Origin of the sequence: Allocoprobacillus halotolerans (assembly GCF_024399475.1) — a bacterium.
In the GTDB taxonomy this organism is placed as follows: domain Bacteria; phylum Bacillota_I; class Bacilli_A; order Erysipelotrichales; family Coprobacillaceae; genus Allocoprobacillus; species Allocoprobacillus halotolerans.
The window spans coordinates 1,765,049-1,787,648 of the sequence record NZ_CP101620.1 but is presented as its reverse complement, the minus strand read 5'-3'; the positions used below and the strand labels follow the sequence as shown (position 1 = coordinate 1,787,648).

Genomic DNA, 22,600 nt, shown 5'->3' with positions numbered 1-22,600 from the left:
TATGCACCATATTATTTCATAAATAAATATTTCATTTTGAAAATTGAATTGTATTACTTGTTCTATTTTATCATCAAATAAATGACATAATGTTATCTTTTTAGTGAAATAAGCAACAATGATTATTTCACGTTAATCAACCACTAAGTTCACAAGATGAGGATGAATCCAGAACACACGAAATAATCAACAAATAAAAGATAGCCGATTTTCAGTAATATATTACTAAATTATATCAGATACCACGATAAATCATTTTGTCTTCTAGCAATTAAATCTAGCATTAATTTAAAATTCTTAGTTATCATATAACACAAATTATGGAAATAATTGTTACATAAAGAAAAGTGATAAGCGGTTATAAATAAAATAATAAATAATATTACAAGAAAGCAGGAAGAATATACTATAGATAAAACTTCCTGTTTACCAAAAATACTATCACTAAATACATCTAGTGATAGTATAAATTAATTGCAAAAATTATTATAACCAAATAAAACTAATTTTTATACTAATATTTGTCACAATATTGATAGTCCAAAATTTACTATTACAACTAAAAAAATCATATTAGTCATTAAAAATATTCGCACAAAAAATATAATAATAGTTATTATTGTCTTCTTCAGTTAATAAATGCATATTTTGAATAACAACACCACCCCTTGGTTCATATGCTTCAACAACTTGCCCATTACCTAAATATATTCCTACATGATGTGGATGATATCTTACACCATTATAGTTAAATATATGAATACAATGACCATTTTCATCGACATTTTTGTTTCCACATGCTTCTTGATTAAAAAATATTAAATCACCAGGTTTTAATAATGTTTCATCTGTGTATGTCATATTATTTTCTAAAACATATTTTGCTTGATCTTTGCTTTTCCACATATCGGAAATATCATCTTGATTTCCAAAAACATTTATAGCAGCTTTCCTTGTAGCATCAAAAACAAGTGATGAGCAATTATAACCTTGTTCTGAATCAGTATATGCGTACTTTTCACCAACACATTGTAGTGCACTATAAACAAATTGACTTCTTTTATTTAAAGAAGAAAATGGAACACTCGAAGAAATTGTGACTTTACCATCATTACCTGCATTAAAATCTATATTACTTAATGTATCATTTTTATTTAATTCTGAAATATTTATTATTTTATTAAATTCCATTTCGTATGTTTCTGGATTAAAATAATAAAGGCCATCATAACCTTCATTTAAATGTTCTGTTTCCTTCACATATTGAAGATTTTTTAAACCTATTCCATATTCATCGTCAAAATAGTACGTTTTTCCATTGTATTTTTGGATTCCATAACGTAAACCACTTTGTTGTGTATAATCAAAATAATAATTTCTATCAATAGTATCAACATAAATAACTCCAATTTCTGCCTTACCATTTTCTCTATTAAACCAGTATCTTTTATCATTGATAATTTGCATACCAGTCTGCATGTTTTTAGTTTCAGGTGAAAAATAGTACTCATTGTTGTCTATTGTAATAAGTCCTGATTTTAAAGTTCCATCTTTGTTAAAGTAGTACGTTGTTTCTTCATTTATTGCAATTTTTCCTGTTTGTAATTCACCTGTTTCTTTATCCCCATAATAATAACGACCATCTTTAAGCTGTGTATAGCCTCTTTGCAAATTGCCTGTATCATTAAACAAGTAACGTTTGTTTCCAGATGCGTACACTGTGGATTTCATAATAGAGCCATTTATTCTAAAATAATAAGTAGTTTCACTGTTTATTGCAATCATTCCAGTTTTTAATACACCTGTTATTTTATCACCGTAATAATAACGACCATCTTTAAGCTGTGTATATCCTCTTTGCAGATTGCCGTTATCAGCAAATAAAAAACGTTTTCCATCGCTTGATCTTTTGTAAACAGTAGATTTCATAATTGTTCCATTAGATTTAAAATAATATGTGGTTTCATCATTAATCTGTATCATACCAGTCTGCAGTTCACCGGTTTCTTTATCACCATAATAATAACGACCATCTTTAAGTTGTGTATAACCTCTTTGGAGATTTCCTGTATCAGAAAATAAATACCTTTTCCCATCAGCGGTTTTATAAACTTTACTTTTCATTATTGTTCCGTCAGCTTGGAAATAATATGTTGTAGTGCTATTAATAGCAATCATTCCAGTTTGTAATATTCCTGTAGTTTTATCTGAGTAATATTTTCTACCATCAGACATATCAGTATATCCTTTACGTAATTTACCATCGGTTTCAGAAAATAAATATCTTTTCCCATTAATATTGGTAACTTTTCCTTTCATAACAGTACCATTATTACAAAAATAATATGTTCCAGCTGCTGTTGTTTGCATACCTGTAACAAAATGCCCATCTGTCGCATCTCCACAATAAATTTCACCATTTGATGTTTGAATGTAACCTTTTTTATGTTTCCGGTATCACCAAAATAATACTTACGGTTATTTATAGTTCTTATAGAATTCTTAGCCGCAGTTCCATCAGCTAAAAAATAATATGTTGTCGTATCATTAATAGAAATCATTCCTATTTGCAATTCTCCAGTAGTTTTATCAGAGTAGTATTTTCTTCCGTCTGATAAAGCAGAATATCCCTTGCGTAATTTTCCATCTGTTTCAGAGAACAAATATCTTTTTCCATTAACTTTAGCAACTTTTCCTTTTAAAACCGTTCCATCACTACAAAAATAGTATGTTCCTTTTTTGGTTGTTTGCATACCAGTTAAAAGTTTTCCAGTTTCTTCATCAGCATAATAAATTTTTCCATCATCTGTTTCAATGTATCCTTTTATAAGTTTACCATCTTTATAATAATATCTGCCATTTTCTGTTTCTACAATTTCGTACGTAATTGATTTACTAGTTATGCTTATTACATTATTTATAACATCATTACTTTTTGCACTTACAATTGTATAATAACCAATGATGCTTAAACAAAATAACATGGATACTAAAAAAATAATTTAAGTTTCATTTTTTCCTCCCATAATCATAGATACCAATACTGTAAATTTTTCTATTGTATAGAAAATAATATCATTTTTGGTATATATCATTTATATATTTTATTATAAATTGTAACACTTTATATAACAATAAGATTAAAAAACCAATTATTGACATAGTATAATGTAAATAACTATTTTTCGATTTTTTACATATTAAATACAATTAAACCTAAAATAATAAGCATAATTCCCATAAATTTATTTTTTGCTATCTTTTCTTTTAATATCATAAGACTTAATAAGATAACAAAAATATACGTTGTAGAATTTAATATAGGACCAATTTTATAGTCCAACCCTCTATAAGCAATAATATTCATAAACATTGTACATAATAATATTACATAACCACTCAATACTAATGGGTTAAGAATTTCATATAGTTTATTTTTATATTTTTTATTCGCACTCAATTTCAATAATATTTGTGATAAAGCAGCTAAAAATGCTGAAGCTAGCATTATCCAAAAACTAGGATTGCTAATGAGTTCTTTCATTTTTTATTCACCATATATATTCCCACTAATACAATAGCAGTTCCCAAAACATTGAATATTGTTATGCCTTCTTTGAATACTATCAATGACCAAAATATTGACCATATTAGTTGAGTGCCTTTATTTATGTATGCAAAAGAAAGCGGATTTTTTTAGTATACCTTGCCATAATAAAGCATATATTGCTAGCATCAGTAGCATAAAACTTACCGATAAAAAAAATTGAAAAGAAAAAATTCCATACTCACCCATAAAATTAGATGAAATTTTAGAAAATAGGCTTACTAATGAATATATAAAAACAATAAATTGAATTTTAAAAAAATTATTCAAATTCCTTGTTTTCATTTTACAATGCCTCCTTTTTTAGATATGAATTTTGATCGTCTATAATAAGCAATAATTCACATTCATTAAAATTATGTTCTTCAAATATCTCTTTTCTAATAAAAAAGCTTATATAAGTTCTATCACCTAGACTAAAATAAGTATTATAAGCCATATAAGATTGTTTATTTTTACCATCTATTACATTTAGATATACATCTTTAATGTTTTTAATACCTTCCATTGGTACTGATACTTGGATTTCATTATAGTATTCATAATTTGTATCAGTTATAATCTTTTCAACTCTGAATTTTTCTTTCTTTTTACTTCCTTTTTTCTGATACGTAGAATATTTAATGAGTTTAACGCCATCAAATTGTCTAACAATAGACATACTTACATTTTCATTGTAATGGTCATGAAGATATTGTAATAAAAGTTGGTCACTCGCTGATGTATAAAAAAACACATTATCATTTTCATATAATGCAGTATATATATTAGATATATTGTTATCTTTCATTATTTTGTGCATAAATGGTGTTCGTGCAAGCCAACCACCTAAGTCAACTTGATGCGTATAAAAATCTTCACCAATATGTTTAAATGCTGAAAAGTATTTATAATTCCATCTAAAAACATTTCTGTCAGCAACTAAAATGTTTTCATTATTACTCTCCATATATTCATAAAGCCTTGTTGCTTCATATCGATCATTCTTTAATTGATTATATGTCATTTTATTAAAAGTCAATACAAAGAAACATATACAACATGCAACTAATATCCATTCTTTATGATAAAAATTTTGTTTTCTTTTCATTTTTGGATAAATCATCAATAGTGATATTAATGCCATTAATGTAATAGAAACAAGTAGCCAATTTACAATTCTATTTAACATGAACATATACATATAAAATGCAAAATATCCTAATAATATAAGAATCGAATATAAAGAATTATTATCTAAACGATATTCAACAATGTAATCAATAAACAAAATTAATAACAAAAGAATAAGTGGTGCATCAAATATACTCTTTATAAAACTTTTTCCAGCTTGAAATACATTAAAATTTTTATATGTTATTTCATTCTTTAATTCTTTGAGATCATTTAATTTTGTTATTGTAAGATTTTGCTCATCTGATAAACAACCCATTGAATAAAATTCCACATCATTAGCATTTATGTCTAATGCATCATATGCTTCCTTATTTTCTTCATAATTAGGAAATGGTTCATCCCATCCATAATCTAATAAATTAGCTCTAAGTCTATTAAACTCCGTATATTTTGCCCATTCTTCATTGCTTTGATAATACATATTGTCAGCAATTATAAATGTAAACATTAAAATAAACATTAAAGGAAAATAAATAAAATAATGCTTTAATTGTAAAAAGATTTTTTCTCTATTTTTTATATTAGGAATTAATATAAAAACCAATCCATAAATCCCAGCAAATACAGTGGCAATAAAAAAACATTTATATCTTAAAAAACAACTCATTAATAAAAATAAGATTGATATTGGATAGTATTTTATATCACAATTGTGTTTCAAATAGTAAAAAGATAATACATATCCAGCAATTGCACATACACTTGCGACTTTTGTAAACTGCAAAATAAGATAAAAATCTTTAACAAGACAAACCAATATTAAAATACCTATTATTCTATGAACTTTTTTAGTCACTGATTTAAAATATACACCAAATATTGCAGTAAATGAGCCTATTGTTAATAATAATTCAAATATAGAATACCAATTAATAAGTGGAACTAATTTATAAAAAAAGTTTAAAATATATCCATATATAAAATTTTCAAAAACCAAATGAGTGGAATAGCTACCATATGCATTAGCAGCTATAGCAGCCATTCCTGTATCATCATTTGTCTGATTATAAGGCACATTGAATATATAAAAAATAGTGACTAATAAAACATTTAAGATAAATGCATAAATAAAAGGATGATTCTTATAATATTTTCTAATTTTATTCCACGTTAACATAGATTTGATTAATTGTTTCCTCTAATAGTTGATTTGTTTCCTTTAAAGTTTTTCCTTTAGTAATAATATGTCCAATTCTATCAGGACCAACTTGGAATTTTTTGATATGATCACCTTTTTTATAATCAAATTGTATTTCAACTACATTTTTCTTTATATTGCCTTGAATACCTTGATCAACAATTATTCCATCTTTATTAGATATCAATAATTTACTAGCATTTGGTATTGTTTTATTGCTAGAAAAATCAACTTTTTCTCCCAAAGATACTCTAATCATTTTTTCGTAATAATCAAAGTCATAATAGATAGATGTTAATTCTGCTAAACAAGTAGCACCCGATCTACCACCTATTTCCAATACATATGGCTTATTATCAGCAAGCATAAAATCTGCATTAATTGCACAGTTATTAAGTCCTAGAGCTTTCACAGCTTTTTTTAACTGTTCTTTTATATCATTGATAATCACTTCATCAAGTTCAAATGGTGCATAATGACCTACTGGAACACCTGTTTCACCTGTAAAAACATAGTCACCATGTGGTAGAATAAATTCAACTTTCCCATCTTGTACATATGCTTGTGCACCAAATTCATCACCTATGAGAAATTCTTCTATAATAAAGTAATCTAATTTTGTTGCTGCACGAACATACTCCATTGCATTTTTAAAATCATTATTATTGTCTACTCTAATGATTCCTCTGCTTCCTGATGTATCCACTGCTTTAAAAATTAATGGGAATTTTAATTCTTTTGTTTCATGTACAATCTCATTTTCATTAAAATGTACTTCTCTAAAACGAGCTGTACGTACACCTTCTTTTTCAAAACTTTTTTCATTAACATTTTATTTGTTGCTTGTTCTGCTGCACTACGCGATAATCCTTTTAAGCCTAATTGGTCACATACATAACCTATAGTAATAACAGCTACGTCTGTACCGGCAGTCATAATACCATCTATTTTTTCTTTTTTAGCTATCTTTAAAATCGTATCATAATCCGTTGTATTTTCATAATATACTTTATCTGCTAATTGAAAACCAGGATATTTTCCTGGAATACTAACAACTATTGTATATACTCCCATTTCTTTTGCTTTTTTTATAAGTGGAACTTGATATATTCCTGCTCCTAAAATCATTAATTTTTTCATATAAGCCTCCTTAAAATATTAACTATTTATATACCTTTCTAATAACAAATTGTGGATCATTACTCTCTGAAGAAAATATTCTTGCTATATATTCTCCAATAATACCAATAAAAAAAGTATTAATCCAGAAAAAAACAAATTGCAAACATTAATGATGTATAACCACTTACAACTTGTGGGTTCATTAATTTTAAAATAAATACGATTATTGAGGCGATAAAGCCAATAAAAGAAAATAAAAAACCAAAAATTGATGCCATACGTATTGGGATGATAGAATAGCATAACATTTTTATATACAACATTAAGAGTTTTTTGAATGTATAATTTGACGTTCCTATTTTTCTTTCAAAGTGTTCTATTGGAATCGACTTAATATTTTTTGTGGTTCTTAAAAAAGTCCTTGTAAATAACAGTCTTTATTTTTAAATTGAACTATATAATTTCTTACATATCTCCTAATTATCCAAAAGCTACTTGTTTTTAATTCCTTAGGTTTTCCTATCAAAATACGAACGCTCCAATAATTTATTATACTAAATAAATTTCTTAAAATATTATGCTTTTTGTCTGGATAGTATCCATAAACGATATCAGTTTGATCGTCAATTGCAGAAATTAATTTTATGAGTTGACTAGGATGAGTTTGCATATCATCATCCATTGAAATAATATAGTCGCCTTCTGCAAAGTTTAATCCACACATAGTTGCATTATGTTGTCCACCATTTTTTGCTAAATCTATTGCAGTAATATTTTTATATTTTTTTGTTAATTGTTTAAGCACCGTCATTGTTCTACCATCATCAGGAGAACAATCATTAACTAAAATAAATTCAAAATGTTCAATACCTATTTTTAATAACTCATCACTTGTTAATTTTACTACTGTTTCAATAGTTTGACTTGACTTATAACATGGTATCACAATAGAAAAGTTACTGTTATAATCCATGAACTATAACACCTCTTTAATAGTGTCTACAACATATTGAGCATCATTTTTTGTCATGTCTGCATAAAGAGGCAATCTAAGTAACCTAGCAGATATATCTTCAGTTATTGGGCAATCTACAGGTTTATAACCCAATTTTTTTCCATAAGGTGAAGAATGTAATGGGACATAACAAATGTATGCAATAATTCCTTTTTCACGTAGTGCATTAATCAATTGATCTCGTATTTTTGACGTTGGCAATAAAATATTAAACATATGAGCATTATGTGTTACATTGTCTGGAATGATAGGCAATCTTAATTTATTTTGAGCTTCAATAGATTTTAAACCATCATAGTATGTGTTCCAAACAAGCATACGTTTTTCCATTATTTCATCATATCTTGTCATTTGAGCATACAATAAAGCTGCTAATAAATCTGAAGGTAAGAAAGATGACCCAATATCATGCCATGTATATTTGTCTACAAGTCCACGTAAAACATTTCTTCTATTTGTTCCTTTCTCCCTAATAATTTCAGCACGTTCCATATATTTTTGCTCATTAACTATGATAGCTCCACCTTCGCCCATAGCATAATTTTTTGTTTCATGGAAACTATAGCAACCAAATTCAGTCATTGTTCCAGCTACTTTTCCTTTATATGTGGAACCAACTGCTTGAGCAGCATCTTCAATAACAAACAAATTGTACTTATTTCCAATCTCAATAATTTTATCCATTTCACAAGGAAAACCAGCATAGTGTACAACATAAATTGCCTTCGTTTTATCAGTAATCAATTTTTCTATTTTATTTTCATCAATATTAAATGTATCTTCTCTAATATCACAAAATACAACACTTGCTCCTCTTAGTAGAAAAGCATTGATTGTAGAAGAAAAAGTAAACGAAGGTGCAATAACCTCATCTCCAGGTTGCAAATTAGACAAAATTGATGCCATTTCTAAAGCTGTTGTTCCTGAAGTTGTTAATAACATATTTTTTATGCCAAAACGTTTTTCAAATTCTTCATATACTTTTGTTGTATATTTTCCATCACCAGAAAGTATACTATTATGTAGTGCATCTACTATACATTTTTCTTCTTGTTCTGTTATACTTGGTTTATTGAATTTAATCATAAATATCTTTCCCCCAATTCTTTTAAATCCATTAACATTTGTGTTTGTTTAAAAAGTGTTATATATAATTCTTCCCTTATCTCATCATTTTCTAATGCATTTTTAAATTTTAAAATTGATTTTAAAAAATGATTATCAGCATCAACTATAATTTCTTCTTGATTTTCTACCATCAATATCAATATTGGCTTATTTTCTGGTGGTGATGTAAAAATACGATTTGTATATAATTTGCCTTTTGAACCATATACTTCCAAAGAGCAAGTATAAACATTATCCATTCCAAACGCACCTTGATATGTAATTTTTCCATTACTCATAGTAAAATCACCAAATATATCGACATCATAATCTTCAAAACTATATAAATGAGCATCATTAATCTTGGCATCGTCACCTAAGAGTAGTGTCCCTAATTTTATAACATATCCACCTGCATCTAATAATGCTCCACCACCTAATTTCTTTGAATATCTAAAATCATTTTGAGCTCTTTTAGGAAAACTAAAGCATGAACGTATTAATCGTATTTCTCCTAATTTTTTTGATGAAATAATATTTTTTATGACATCTAGCTGATGATGAAATTGAAACATATAATTTTCTTGTAAAACTAGATTTTTACTTTTAGCTATGCTAATTAGTTCCTCTGTATGTTCTAACTTTGTTGTTAGTGGTTTTTCTAAAAATACATGTTTTCCATTTAACAAAGCTTTTTTTGCATATTCGTAATGTAAAGCAGGTGGCAAGGGAATATATAATACATCAATACTTGGATTATTTATCAAATCATCAAAAGAATGAAATATATTTAATCCATAATCATCTTTAAATTTCTGTAACTTTTCAGTATTATATTCTTCTGCAATACCTATACACTCAAAATCCACACTTTTTTTAAAGCAGGGATAAACATTCTGTATGCAATATCTGCTGCTCCTAAAACTCCAATTTTATACATAGTTATTTCCTTTCCATTTTTTATATAAATCATTTAAATTTCCAGTAAGGAAATCAAATTTCTCAACTGTATATTACAAACGTTATTAAACTGTATCATTTGATTTAAAGTAGCATAATCTACCCAAAAATAATTTTTAGGAATCTTGAAGTCTTCTTCTATATCAATAATAATATTTCTATTTTGTTCATGATAGAATCTACCGCCTTCCTCGGATAATAGTACATCTATTAATATATTTTTTTATTTTTTAGATATGAAAAGAAGATTTTTTCTACTATATTTTGTGATTCTTTATGCAGTTCATTTGCTTCCAGTTGGATAGATGGACCTAACTCAACAGTATCAAAACATCCAATTTCTTGATGAATGTGAATCAAAAACATTCTTTTATCATTTATGACTTTAGTTAATAGTCCAAACATTGCTATTCCTGTTGCTTTAAATAAAGGTTGGGTCCAATGTGTTACTTCTCTACCTTCAATACTAATATCACAATATATAACTTTAAAATTTGATTTTTGATTTGAAATTTCTTTATCCGACATATTCCATGATTCTAATTTATCAAGTGGTACAAATTTTAATGTTGCTTCTTCAAACATCTTTGCATTATTTATCTCATGAAAAACATTTGTCAATTTTAACTCACTAAAATCTAAAATAGATTTAGCCAATGGTTGATTTTTTATACGTGATATTTCGACTAATTTTTCTTTTGTAGTCATTGTATTATAAGTAGGTAAACAAGAAATAACAGTTCTCGTATCCATATTAACAATATTATCAAAATGCATTAATCTTTTAATTTGCCCCAATGTCATCCATTTGAAATTATTTTCAATAGGTATATCAGATTTAGACATAATGATAATATTTCTATTTCTTTTATGAAAAAAACGCGAAGATTGTTCAGATTGAATTTGATCAACAATAATATCTTCGGGTTTTACATTTAAAAAATATTCTAAATATTTTGGCTTTTTCCCACCATGTTTTTGTGTAAAATTGCTTTTTGTTGCTTGAATTGTTGGAGAAATTTGGATATTATTTATATTTCCAGGTTCAATTTTTGCTTGCATTAAAAAATGCAATTTCCCTTGAATAATTGAACATATAATTCCAAGAAACCCAATCTCATTTTGTATAATTATTGGTTGTTCATAAATAACTTTATCATTTTTTATTTTTTGAATTCCTTTTATTGAAAAAAACTATTATTTTTATTCGTAATAATTCCTAATTCTTTATCATAATACCAGTATGTACTTTCTGATAAACAATTGGGTGTTATCTTTACTTTAATTGTTTGATTTAATTCCTTTATCCAATTGTCGATTTCTTCATTTGTATGAAGTATGCCTTCCTGATCTTTCCAAGAATCGAATAATAATCGTATCCAATCATTAGTCATTATATATCCTCCTCTTCTTAGACTGATTTGATTTAACACTTTCATTTTAAATTGATATTTCAACTGTATAGAAACATATTTCTATATGATTTTTGTGTTATTCTTTCAATTTGTTGATTCGTTTTTGTTTAAATCATTAAAACAATTCGCTCTTTTTAAGAAAAATGTTGCTAAAGTGACTATTCTGCAAAGATATCATAACGATATTCATAATATACTTCTTTAAGAGATATGGGCATTAGTATTGCCAATACAAATTCATTCTTAAATGCTGATGTCTTTTGTACTTATGAGAAATCAATAACTTTTTTCACTAATAATAATGATTAGAGAAACAACGTTTTAATATTAAAAAAACGGCGTTAAAATTAATTTGTTATATTTTCAGCAATAAATTTATTAGAAAGAGCGAAACAATTTAACTTTTTTAATTTAAATGATTTTCAATTATTATAATTTTTTTAATATAGTTTCTCTTATACGCTTATCAAAGGCATTAGGCAATAAATATTTTGTACTTAATTCCTCATCACTAATAATAGATGAAATAGCTTCTGCTGCTTTGATTTTAATACTGTCATCTATATTAGTAATGCCTAATTCTAATATAGCACTAAATAAAGCAGGGAAAACAAGAACATTATTTATCTGGTTATCAAAATCAGAACGTCCGGTTCCTACTATGTATGCCCCAGCTTTTTTAGCTTCTTCTGGGAAAATTTCCGGAATAGGGTTGGCCATAGCTAAAATAATTGGGTTTGCATTCATTGATTCAACCATCTCTTTTGTAACAATATTGCCTTTAGAAACACCTATAAAAATATCTGCTTTTTTTATAGCATCTTTTAAATTACCATGAATATCTTCTTTATTTGTATAACTTAATAATTTTTGTTTATATTTATTTAAATCGTTTCTTTTTGAATTAATTGTTCCTTTTGAATCACATACAACTATATTCTTAAAACCATATTCAAATAATAGTTGCACAATTGCTATGCCTGCAGCTCCAGCACCATTTACAACTATTTTTAAATTACTTTTTTCTTGTTTTGTTAATCTTAAAGCATTGATAAGGAAAGCTAAAACAACAATTGCTGTACCATGTTGATCATCATGAAAAATTGGTATATTTAATTCTCTTTTTAATTTTTCTTCAATTTCAAAACATCTAGGAGCTGATATATCTTCAAGATTAATTCCTCCCAAACCAACTGATATTTTTTTAATAATATTTACTATTTCATCAACTTCATGTGCATTTAAACATATAGGAAATGCATTAACATCTCCAAATTTTTTAAATAAAGCACATTTACCTTCCATTACTGGTAAAGCTGCTTCTGGACCAATATCACCTAACCCAAGAACAGCACTTCCATCAGTTATTACTGCAATTGTATTTGATTTCATAGTATATTTATATATATTTTTTTTGTCATTTACAATTTCTTTACAAGGTTGCGCAACTCCAGGAGTATAAACAAGTTTTAATTCATCTTCATTAAAATCCTTTTTCAATCCGATTTCGATTTTCCCATTATATTCTTTATGTAATTTTAAAGCTTTTTCATATACTTCTTCCATTTTAAAAATATCTCCTTATTGTTTTGCTTTAACTTTGTCTTCATTAATTGTATTTTCAATAGAAATTCTTTTTAAATATTTTCCATATTCAGTTTTTGATTGTTTTTCAGCTAATTTTAAAAGTTGTTCTTTATTGATATATTTTTTTGCAAATGCAATTTCTTCAATACATGAAATATATAAACCTTGTCTTTTTTGAATGCTAGCTACATACTGTGAAGCCTCAAGCAAATTGTCATGATTTCCTGTATCTAACCATGCTGTGCCTCTACTTAAAAGCTCAACTTTTAATTGTTTTCTTTTAAGATATTCATTATTAACAGAAGTAATTTCTAGTTCACCTCTATCTGAAGGTTTAATCGTCTTAGCAATCTCAACAACATCGTTATCATAAAAATATAGTCCTGGCACAGCATAATTCGATTTAGGATGTTGTGGTTTTTCTTCTATTGATATAACATTATTATGTGTATCAAATGATACAACTCCATATTCTCTTGGATCATTTACATAATAACCAAAGATTAAAGCACCATCTGTTAGTTGACTTGCTCTTTGTAATGTTTCAGTAAAGTTTGCCCCATAAAAGATGTTATCTCCCAATATTAAACACACACTATCATCTTCTATAAATTCTTCTCCAATAATAAAAGCTTCTGCTAGTCCTCGGGGATGTTCTTGAATTGCATATTCTATATATATTCCTAATTGACTCCCATCACCTAATAATTCTTCAAATACTACAACATCTCTTGGAGTAGAGATAATTAAAATTTCTTTAATACCTGCTAACATTAAGGTTGATAATGGATAATATATCATCGGTTTATCATATACAGGTAAAATTTGTTTTGAAACTGATTTTGTAAGAGGATATAATCTTGTTCCTGATCCTCCAGCTAAAATAATTCCCTTCATTTTTTTCTCCCTTTAATCTATTACTATACATTTTTTCAAAATAGTTTTGATATTCTCCTGAAAGAATATTTTGCCACCATTCTTTGTTATCAAGATACCATTGAATTGTTTGTTGGATTCCTGTATCAAAGTTATATTTTGGTTTCCATCCTAGTTCTGTTTCTAATTTTGTTGGATCAATAGCGTATCTTAAATCATGTCCTTTTCTGTCTTCCACATATTTAATCAATGATTCAGGTTTATCTAGTGCCTTTAAGATTGTCTGTACAACCTGAAGATTTGTTCTTTCATTATGTCCACCAACATTATAGACTTCTCCAACTTTTCCATTTCTGATAATCAAGTCAATGGCAACACAATGATCATAAACATGTAACCAATCTCTGACATTTTCTCCTGTACCATAAACAGGTAATGATTCATCTGCTAATGCTCTTGAAATCATTAATGGAATAAGTTTTTCAGGAAAATGATATGGCCCATAGTTATTTGAACATCGACTAATTGTTACTGGTAAACCATATGTTCTATGATATGCTAATACAAACAAATCAGCTGCTGCCTTAGATGAACTATATGGACTTGATGTATGTAATGGTGTTTCTTCTGTAAAGAATAAATCTGGTCGATCTAATGGTAAATCGCCATAGACTTCATCAGTAGATACCTGATGGTATCTTTTGATTCCAAACTGATTACATGCATCTAGTAATGTTGTTGTTCCCATGACATTTGTTCTGACAAAACTTTCAGGATCTTCAATACTTCTATCAACATGTGATTCGGCTGCAAAGTTAACCACAACATCAAATTTTTCTTTTTCAAATAAATTAAAGATAAACTTTCTGTCTGCAATATCACCTTTAACGAATTTGTAGTTAGGTTTTCCTTCTACGAGTTTACAAGTTTCTAAGTTCCCTGCATAAGTTAATAAATCTAAATTCACAATCATATCTTCAGGATATTTGTTCACCATATAATGAACAAAATTTCCACCAATAAATCCTGCTCCACCTGTTACTAATATTTTCATTATTTTTCTCCTTATATATAAAATTTCCAAATCTTAAAACCATCTAATTCTTTATAAAGTACTATCTTCACTTCATCAGTAAAATGTATCTTTAAATATTGAAATATATTCTCTTGATCAACATTCTCAACCAAATATACATTTTTTCTAATAATCCTAATGCAGGATTATTAATTTTCCATTTCATCAATGCTTCTTTCCATTCGGGATGATTAGTTTCCACTCCACTTATATATATAGTATTTTGAAAATCTAAAAAGCACCCTGAAGTAAAAGGACTATAATTTAAATAATAAGTTTGTGTCATCGTTTGAAAGCCCAATAAATATAAATTATTAGGATTATTTTTAAACTCCTTTATTAAATTATTATGACGATTTTCTTGATTAAATTGACTTCTATATTTACCAACAACATTAATCATAGAAAAAAACAAATTATGATAAGCATAAGATGTTTCGCCAATATATAAAGGAGTTCTTCCTAAAATAAGAAAACAACAAGCAATAATTAAAGTTTTTTTATATTTAAATTTTCTTTGATTTAAAAACAATTGTAAAACTATCAAATAAATAGACAGTGCTAAAAACGTCGAGTATTCGACCCTGTACATCAACCTTCCAATATAAGCGTATAAAAAAAGAACTATACCAGTTCCTAAAATTGCTATTGAAGAATAAACAAAATATTTTTTACAAATAAGAATTCCAATAAAAAAAATACTTAAACATCCCATAACACTTACATATTTATAATAATTTTGATTCATCAATTGTAATATACTTGCTTTTATTCCTAAAGGATGCTCATCACGATAATCATTTAAAACATCATATATGTTATTCAATTTCTCATAATCAAAAAAATCCGTATCAATAAAATTCCAATGGGTAAGATTCAAATAATCATTTTCATTTATTCCAATCTCTTGAAGTGGCTCTTGCAATTTTGAATAATCATAATATGGATAATCCAAAACTGAAGCTCTAATGGAGTTATATTGAATATACGATTTATAATTTGCATGATTATCTTCATAATATCTATTTATAATATTTAGAAGTGTCAAATTACCAAAACTAATAGAAAAGATAATTAATATATTAAGAATCTTTTTTTAGTTATAATATTTCTATTAATAATTAAATAGAAAAAAACAATTAATATAAAATATGGTAGTATAATATTAATACATTTATCCCTAATTGCTAAACCTATAAAAGACATCATTGAAGCAAAAATCAAATAATGTAATTGTGTACTATAAATTAGCCAATACAAAAAAAACATAGCTGAGGCTAACAAAGCTACGGTTGAAGTCTTTGTGAACTGTATTAGCAGATATAAATCCGGACTAAAAAAGCATAAAAAAACAACGATTAAAAATTTTATAATTGCTGTGTTTTTTATTTTTAAAATAATATAGCATATACTAAAACACGAAATAAAGATAACAAATATATGCATCCAAAAAAACCAATTAATATGAGGTAGATATGTATAAAGAAAAGATAAAAAATATCCAATTAAAATATTCATAAATACAATTTCAGGAGATGGAGTCCCTGTATATCCACCTGAAACGAGAAGTTGCATTATAAAATCATCAGAAACCTCATATTTTATATGGCCAAATAATAGGTAAGTAATTAAGAAAAACAAATTAATACTTAAGGATAATTTAAATGGGCTAAAATTAATAAAACGATGGAAGTACTTTATGAGCATTTTATTTATAAGCCTCCCCCTTTTTAATACATAATTTTATTTATATTTACTAAAAATACTTTTCATTTGGGAACTAATAAAGTCTTCTTTTAAAAACATCAAAAGAATAATTTCGATTCCAAAAAAAACAATAGCTCCACAAAATAATTGCATAAAAACTGAAAGATTAGTTAGGTCTATCATCATAATTAATAGTCCGCTAGAAATCACTGTTGAAAATATTATTTTCATCAAATTCTTTTTATTAAAGATACTAATTTCAGTAGATTTTAAATATAGTACTTGAACTATTAATACAGAAAGTTCAGCTATTAAAGTTCCTAACGATGCTCCTGCTGATCCTAAATTAGGGATAAACATTAAATTTAAAATTAAGTCTACTAATGCACCAACAATAACAGAAATTAATACTATATTTTCCTTGCCTTTGGGTGTTAATATTTGCATTCCTGTTATATTCGACAATCCAATAAAAATAATAGAAGGCATAATTATTTGCATAGCTAAAGTAGCTTCAATATAGCTATTTCCTGATAACAATAAGATACTAGGCCTTGCCATAATAACAAAAAAAGCAGTTAACGATGTACTGATAACCAAAACAAAGTTAACAGATTTTTTTATCAAGATATTGAATTCATTATTTTTGTTTTGTTGAACATAATATGATAACCTAGGCATTAAAACAGTGCCTAACGATGTTACTAAAGATACAAGCATGGTTTTGACTCTGACAGCTGCTGAATACAAACCAACTTGAGTATCATTTTTCATAAATCCTAACATAACATTATCCAAATTTGTATAAACAGTAATAGCTACTGTTTGTGCAAAAAAACAAGTATTGGTTTAATATGCCTTTTTAAATCATAATTATCATATCTTTTTAAACAAATAAATTTACGCATATTAAAAAATTCAATATATTGGATCCTGCAGCTGCAAAAACAGAAATAGCCCCATATATAATATAATCATGTTTTTGATGTACGAGTATAAACATAAGAATAACAGAAATGATTTTAAAAGCAATTGTTCTAATAGTAATATAACTATATTGCTCTAAAGCATTATATAACCAGTTTACACCCAAAACATTTAGAAACAGCCCAATTCCATTAATGAACATTAATTCTTTTTCAGCATAAAATTTATCTATAAAACAAATAGATATAAAATAAAAAAATAATGAAATAATAGTTATAAAAGAGTGAATAAATATTAATTCATGTACAGTTTTTGATAACTTTTTTTGTCATCTCTAATTGAAGCACAGGCTCGAATTCCATAGGTAGGTATTCCTAAAGAAGCTACCATACTAAAATAATTTGCAACAGATGTGACAAATGCAATTTTTCCATTACCACTTGCTAAAAGGATTCTAGAAACATATGGAAAAGTAATTAATGGAAAAATAAAATTGGAAGCTGTTAAAATAAAATTCATGATGAAATTAAATTTTACTGATTTTATTTTTTCCATACAGCCTCCTAAATTATAATTCCTTAGTTACACATTTCAATGCTTCTTCAATAACATGATGCATGTCAAAGTATTTATACATACCTAATCTTCCACCAAAAATGACTTTATCTTCTTTATCTGCTAATGCTTTATATTTGCTATATAATGCATTATTCTTTTCATCATTCATTGGATAGTATGGTTCGTCTCCCTTTTGCCATGTGGCTGGATACTCTCTTGTAATAACTGTCTTTGGCTGTGGTCCATATTCAAAATGCTTATGTTCAATAATTCTTGTATATGGCACTTCATACTCATTGTAATTAACAACAGCATTTCCCTGATAATTTTCTGTATCTAAGATTTCTTCCTCGAATTTCAAACTACGGTATTCTAGTTCTCCATAGCAGTAATCATAATACTGGTCAATCATTCCTGTAAAAATAATTTTATCTGCAATATTTTCCAATTCCTTTCGATGTTCAAAGAAATCACAATTTAATCTCACTTCAATACCACTAAGCATTTTTTCAATGATTTGTGTATATCCACCTATTGGTATTCCTTGATATAAATCATTAAAATAGTTGTTGTCATATGTAAATCTTACTGGCAATCGTTTAATAATGAATGCTGGGAGTTCATGACATGGTCGACCCCATTGTTTTTGCGTATATCCTTTAACAAGTTTTTCATAGATGTCTTTTCCAACTAAAGAAATGGCTTGCTCTTCAAGATTATGAGGTTCAGTAATTCCTGATTCTTTAATCTGTTCATTAATTTTTGCTTTGGCTTCTTCAGGTGTAACAACACCCCATAATTTATTAAAAGTATTCATATTAAAGGGCATGTTGTAGATTTCACCTTTGTAATTAGCAATAGGTGAATTTGTATATCTATTAAACTGAGCAAATTGTTGAATATAATCCCATACTTTTTTGTTGGAAGTATGAAAAATATGTGCACCATACTTATGTACATTTATTCCTTCTGCTTTTTCTGTATAGATATTTCCACCTATATGATTTCTTTTATCTATCACTAAACATTTCTTTCCTTTTTTGTTTGCTTCATAAGCAAAGATACTCCCAAACAATCCACTACCTACTATTAAATAATCATACCTCATATTTTTCCTCCCTACATTTATTCAGTGCCTTTTTCAAAAAATATCCTTGCTGCAACTTTTCGGATATTTTATAAACATTGTTTAACATAATTAGATAATCTTCTTTTGAAATGTTTTTTAGTTTTTCTTCAATTTCATTTATTGATTGAATTGAGAAACCTAAACCGTTTTTTTCAATAAATGAGGCTATTGCAGCTTTATTCCATACAATTACAGGTAATCCTGATGCTAAATATAATGATGTTTTATGGGGATTATTATATTTTAAATATTCTCCAAATAATCCATCACAATTTTCAATAGATTTTCCATCCCATATCAGTCCATATTTTTCATTAAGAATTTCTGGAAGTAGTTCCGCTGGGAATGAACCTTTATAATTTATATGTTGTAAAGATAAATCTTTAAAATTTGATCCATAGACATTTAAGTTTATATGATTTAAAGTGCTTTGATATAGAAAACCACTCTTATCTTGGGAAAGATTCCCAGCAAAGGCAATCGCATTTTCTCTTTTTTTCGTAATATCTATTTTATTTAATGAAAGATAATCAAATATTTCCAAATTAACAATTTTCGATTTACATCCATTTTTTTCTAACCAAGATGTCATTTTAGTGTTATGAGAAATAACATAATCAAACAAATTAAAAATTTCAATTTCTCTATCTATATCTTTCATAGACCATTGATTTCTTAATGAATCTATATCATGTATCAATAAAATACTGCCTCGAGGTAACCAATGTTTTAGCAATTGAACATATATTTTTTTATGTAAAAAGGATATTGAACTAAAACTATATTTGAATGTAATTTAATATTCCATATAATTTTTAAATAATTTATTAATCTAGAAATTTTATTGTTTCCTTTCAAAAAATAAGTTATTTCAAACTCTTCTTTTAGAATATCATTAATATCATCTCTAGCTTTATATCCTGCATTATTTTGTTTTGAGTTTCTATAAACATCATCAATTACATAATTTTTTTTCACGTTTTCAACTCTTTTCTTTTATTATAGTCTTGAATAAATAAACATAATTAATCTTGCAATCATATATAATTTTTTTGAAATACTATAACAAAACAATTTATATATTAAACTTCTTTTTAAAAAAATTTATTTCTTTTCCAATTAGGATATAGTTGATTACAATATGAAATACATTCACCAATTTCTTTATATTTTTTAAAATTTAATAATCTTATTCCGGATTGATAAATGAGGTTAGTAATAGAAATATATTCTAATTCATCATAATATTTATCGGATGAAATTGTTTGATGCATTAAATTTACTGATTTTATAATATCCATCATCTTAGGATTATATTTTATTTGATTCATAATTGAATTTGAGCGTTGTCTATAAAAATATAAACTTTTTTTTAAATAAAAAATGGAATTACAAAAATTCAAATACTGACCAGTAGTAGCTCTGTCTTCGTACCAAATATTTAATGGAAAAGATACTCTGGATTCAATATATTTTTTTGCATTTATTACTTTATTCCATGCACAAGGTACAGACAACAAGTATTGCTGTTTAGATAAAAAACCAGCATCTTCAGATAAGATTGTTTTAGACGATATTACATCTTTACATAAATCAAAATAGTCCATAATAATAAGATCAGGTTTATATTCTTCAATACATGAACTAATATGAAATAAAGCTTGGGAATCTATATAATCATCACTATCAACAAACCAAATATATTCTCCTTTAACAAATTGAACTCCAAAGTTTCTTGCATCACTTAATCCCCCGTTATCTTTATAATGATATTCAAAAATATTAGGAAATTTATCACAAAACTTCTTTATAATTATTTGAGAATCATCAGTACTACCATCGTCAACGATAATTACTTGAATATTATTCTTTTTTTGACAAATAATAGAAGATAAACATTGCTCTAAATAATCTTCCATATTATATACTGGAATTATAATACTAATCATTTATTTTCACCTTATTTTTATTTAATGTTATAATAATTGAAATTATGAGAATTAGGTTTATTACAGGAAAAATACTTTCTCCCTTCAATTCAAATATAATAAATAATATTAATAAACAAAAACTGAAATATCGTGCGTATTTGATTTTAGAAATATGTATAAGTTTTAAGGGAATATATAATGTATAGTATCTCAGTAACTGAAAGAAAATCCCTGCAAAATATATTGGACGCAATAAACCAATGTCAATATTCATATAGTAACCTGAACTTGTTGAATAGTATCCATCTCCAATAAAAAAGGTTTTTAATGAAGGAAGAACATACATATTTTCTAAAGCTTCTGTTGAAGTTGTTGAAAAAGAACCAGTGGTAAAGAAATTAATGAAATTTTGGAATGTCCAATTAAACCACATTTGTAATCTCTCATTATAAAACGAAAAAAGTATTAAAACAAAAAACGAATATGTAAAAATAAGAATTATTTTTTTACAAGCATTTTGTTATTTTTATATAAGCAAAATAGTGTAATCAAAATCATTATTCCAGAAACAATCAGGCCAATTCTTCCATAAAAGAGATTTCCCAAAAAGAAACTAGTAACATAATCAAATTTTCAACGAGATGTTTATTGGGATTAATAACAATAAAATATAAAGAAAAAATAACTGATAATGAGGCTTTTAGTGTAAAGGTAAAACCTGAAAATCCACACCATCCAAAACGTGTAAAATAATTTTCTTGATGGAATAATCTTATAGTATTTGCTGAAACCTCTAAATGATCGATAATCAATTCTCTTAATGTTGGAAAAGCAATTGTCAATATTGTAAACATAACATAAGTGCATGTAGAGATAACATAATATTTCATAAAGAGTTTGTAATCATAATTAGGTGAGATATATTTTATAAAAAACACTAGCAAAAAAATCATTTTTACTAACTCTTTTGTAATTTGCATTACTCTTATTGTAAAGTATGAAAAATCAAATGTGCCATATGCAATTGGAATAATTATGCTTAAAATACCTATTAGAATACATGTGATAAAAAAATGTATGAAAGGAGTTTGGATAATTTGTTTTAAAATAGTTAAAAGTATTTTATAGTTAAATGCACAAAAAATAACAGGTATAATATAATAAAATATATAACCTAAAAATTTGATATCTTCAAAAATAACACTATAGAAATTTAAACAGCACAAGAGAAAAAATAAAATTTTCTTATAATTAAATTCCATTAGCATTT

General features: G+C 26.4%; 22 protein-coding genes and 1 pseudogene. All 23 read right to left on the bottom strand.

Features of this window, described 5'->3' with window-relative positions; translation table 11 throughout:
• Positions 1-573: 573 nt before the first annotated feature.
• The gene (locus tag NMU03_RS10580) at positions 574-2,370 is read right to left on the bottom strand and encodes an NlpC/P60 family protein (RefSeq protein WP_290138202.1); all 1,797 of its coding nucleotides are present in this window, start codon (positions 2,368-2,370) and stop codon (positions 574-576) included.
• A complete protein-coding gene (locus NMU03_RS10575; protein ID WP_290138200.1) occupies positions 2,316-2,984 on the bottom strand; it encodes an N-acetylmuramoyl-L-alanine amidase family protein in 669 nt (222 codons plus the stop codon). The genes NMU03_RS10580 and NMU03_RS10575 overlap by 55 nt, the downstream gene beginning before the upstream one ends.
• 209 nt (positions 2,985-3,193) lie before the next feature.
• Entirely contained in the window at positions 3,194-3,544 is a 351-nt protein-coding gene (locus NMU03_RS10570; RefSeq protein WP_290138198.1) for an EamA family transporter, read from the bottom strand.
• Between the two features lie 349 nt (positions 3,545-3,893).
• Positions 3,894-5,900, bottom strand: coding sequence for a hypothetical protein (locus NMU03_RS10565; protein ID WP_290138197.1), 2,007 nt, complete (start codon positions 5,898-5,900; stop codon positions 3,894-3,896).
• A complete protein-coding gene (locus NMU03_RS10560) occupies positions 5,884-6,675 on the bottom strand; it encodes an ATP-grasp domain-containing protein (protein WP_290142321.1) in 792 nt (263 codons plus the stop codon). The genes NMU03_RS10565 and NMU03_RS10560 overlap by 17 nt, the downstream gene beginning before the upstream one ends.
• Entirely contained in the window at positions 6,651-7,061 is a 411-nt protein-coding gene (locus tag NMU03_RS10555) for a hypothetical protein (RefSeq protein WP_290138195.1), read from the bottom strand. Before NMU03_RS10555 ends, NMU03_RS10560 begins: the two co-directional genes overlap by 25 nt.
• A gap of 391 nt (positions 7,062-7,452) precedes the next feature.
• Positions 7,453-8,016: a glycosyltransferase gene (locus NMU03_RS10550; protein WP_290138194.1), complete on the bottom strand. Its 564-nt coding sequence runs from the start codon at positions 8,014-8,016 to the stop codon at positions 7,453-7,455.
• 3 nt (positions 8,017-8,019) lie between these two features.
• Entirely contained in the window at positions 8,020-9,144 is a 1,125-nt protein-coding gene (gene rffA / locus NMU03_RS10545; protein ID WP_290138192.1) for a dTDP-4-amino-4,6-dideoxygalactose transaminase, read from the bottom strand.
• Complete coding sequence (locus NMU03_RS10540; protein WP_290138191.1) at positions 9,141-10,034, bottom strand: Gfo/Idh/MocA family protein; 894 nt, start codon at positions 10,032-10,034, stop codon at positions 9,141-9,143. Before NMU03_RS10540 ends, rffA begins: the two co-directional genes overlap by 4 nt.
• A gap of 104 nt (positions 10,035-10,138) precedes the next feature.
• A complete protein-coding gene (locus NMU03_RS10535) occupies positions 10,139-10,336 on the bottom strand; it encodes an NDP-hexose 2,3-dehydratase family protein (protein ID WP_290142320.1) in 198 nt (65 codons plus the stop codon).
• The gene (locus NMU03_RS10530) at positions 10,336-11,259 is read right to left on the bottom strand and encodes an NDP-hexose 2,3-dehydratase family protein (protein ID WP_290142319.1); all 924 of its coding nucleotides are present in this window, start codon (positions 11,257-11,259) and stop codon (positions 10,336-10,338) included. The genes NMU03_RS10535 and NMU03_RS10530 overlap by 1 nt, the downstream gene beginning before the upstream one ends.
• Positions 11,260-11,306: 47 nt before the next feature.
• Positions 11,307-11,519 (bottom strand): hypothetical protein, encoded by a 213-nt coding sequence (locus tag NMU03_RS10525; RefSeq protein WP_290138189.1) that lies wholly within the window; start codon positions 11,517-11,519, stop codon positions 11,307-11,309.
• Between the two features lie 450 nt (positions 11,520-11,969).
• Positions 11,970-13,106 carry an NAD(P)-dependent malic enzyme gene (locus tag NMU03_RS10520; RefSeq protein ID WP_290138187.1) on the bottom strand — a complete coding sequence of 379 codons (1,137 nt, stop codon included), beginning with the start codon at positions 13,104-13,106 and terminating at the stop codon, positions 11,970-11,972.
• Positions 13,107-13,121: 15 nt separating this feature from the next.
• Positions 13,122-14,024 (bottom strand): glucose-1-phosphate thymidylyltransferase RfbA, encoded by a 903-nt coding sequence (gene rfbA, locus NMU03_RS10515; protein WP_290138185.1) that lies wholly within the window; start codon positions 14,022-14,024, stop codon positions 13,122-13,124.
• Complete coding sequence (gene rfbB, locus NMU03_RS10510) at positions 13,936-15,057, bottom strand: dTDP-glucose 4,6-dehydratase (RefSeq protein WP_290138183.1); 1,122 nt, start codon at positions 15,055-15,057, stop codon at positions 13,936-13,938. The genes rfbA and rfbB overlap by 89 nt, the downstream gene beginning before the upstream one ends.
• Positions 15,058-15,148: 91 nt before the next feature.
• On the bottom strand, positions 15,149-16,033 hold the full coding sequence (locus NMU03_RS10505) for a hypothetical protein (RefSeq protein ID WP_290138182.1): 885 nt from the start codon (positions 16,031-16,033) through the stop codon (positions 15,149-15,151).
• A 788-nt stretch (positions 16,034-16,821) separates the two neighbouring features.
• Positions 16,822-17,613, bottom strand: a pseudogene (locus NMU03_RS10500) (oligosaccharide flippase family protein); the annotation flags it as partial.
• 393 nt (positions 17,614-18,006) lie between these two features.
• Positions 18,007-18,267, bottom strand: coding sequence for an oligosaccharide flippase family protein (locus tag NMU03_RS10495; protein ID WP_290138180.1), 261 nt, complete (start codon positions 18,265-18,267; stop codon positions 18,007-18,009).
• A 13-nt stretch (positions 18,268-18,280) separates the two neighbouring features.
• Complete coding sequence (glf, locus tag NMU03_RS10490) at positions 18,281-19,378, bottom strand: UDP-galactopyranose mutase (protein ID WP_290138178.1); 1,098 nt, start codon at positions 19,376-19,378, stop codon at positions 18,281-18,283.
• Positions 19,368-20,099, bottom strand: coding sequence for a glycosyltransferase (locus NMU03_RS10485; RefSeq protein WP_494337157.1), 732 nt, complete (start codon positions 20,097-20,099; stop codon positions 19,368-19,370). The genes glf and NMU03_RS10485 overlap by 11 nt, the downstream gene beginning before the upstream one ends.
• Before the next feature lie 29 nt (positions 20,100-20,128).
• A complete protein-coding gene (locus NMU03_RS10480) occupies positions 20,129-20,377 on the bottom strand; it encodes a hypothetical protein (protein WP_290138174.1) in 249 nt (82 codons plus the stop codon).
• Positions 20,378-20,493: 116 nt separating this feature from the next.
• Entirely contained in the window at positions 20,494-21,348 is an 855-nt protein-coding gene (locus tag NMU03_RS10475; RefSeq protein WP_290138172.1) for a glycosyltransferase family 2 protein, read from the bottom strand.
• A 554-nt stretch (positions 21,349-21,902) separates the two neighbouring features.
• Positions 21,903-22,592 (bottom strand): hypothetical protein, encoded by a 690-nt coding sequence (locus NMU03_RS10470; protein WP_290138170.1) that lies wholly within the window; start codon positions 22,590-22,592, stop codon positions 21,903-21,905.
• Positions 22,593-22,600 lie beyond the last annotated feature (8 nt).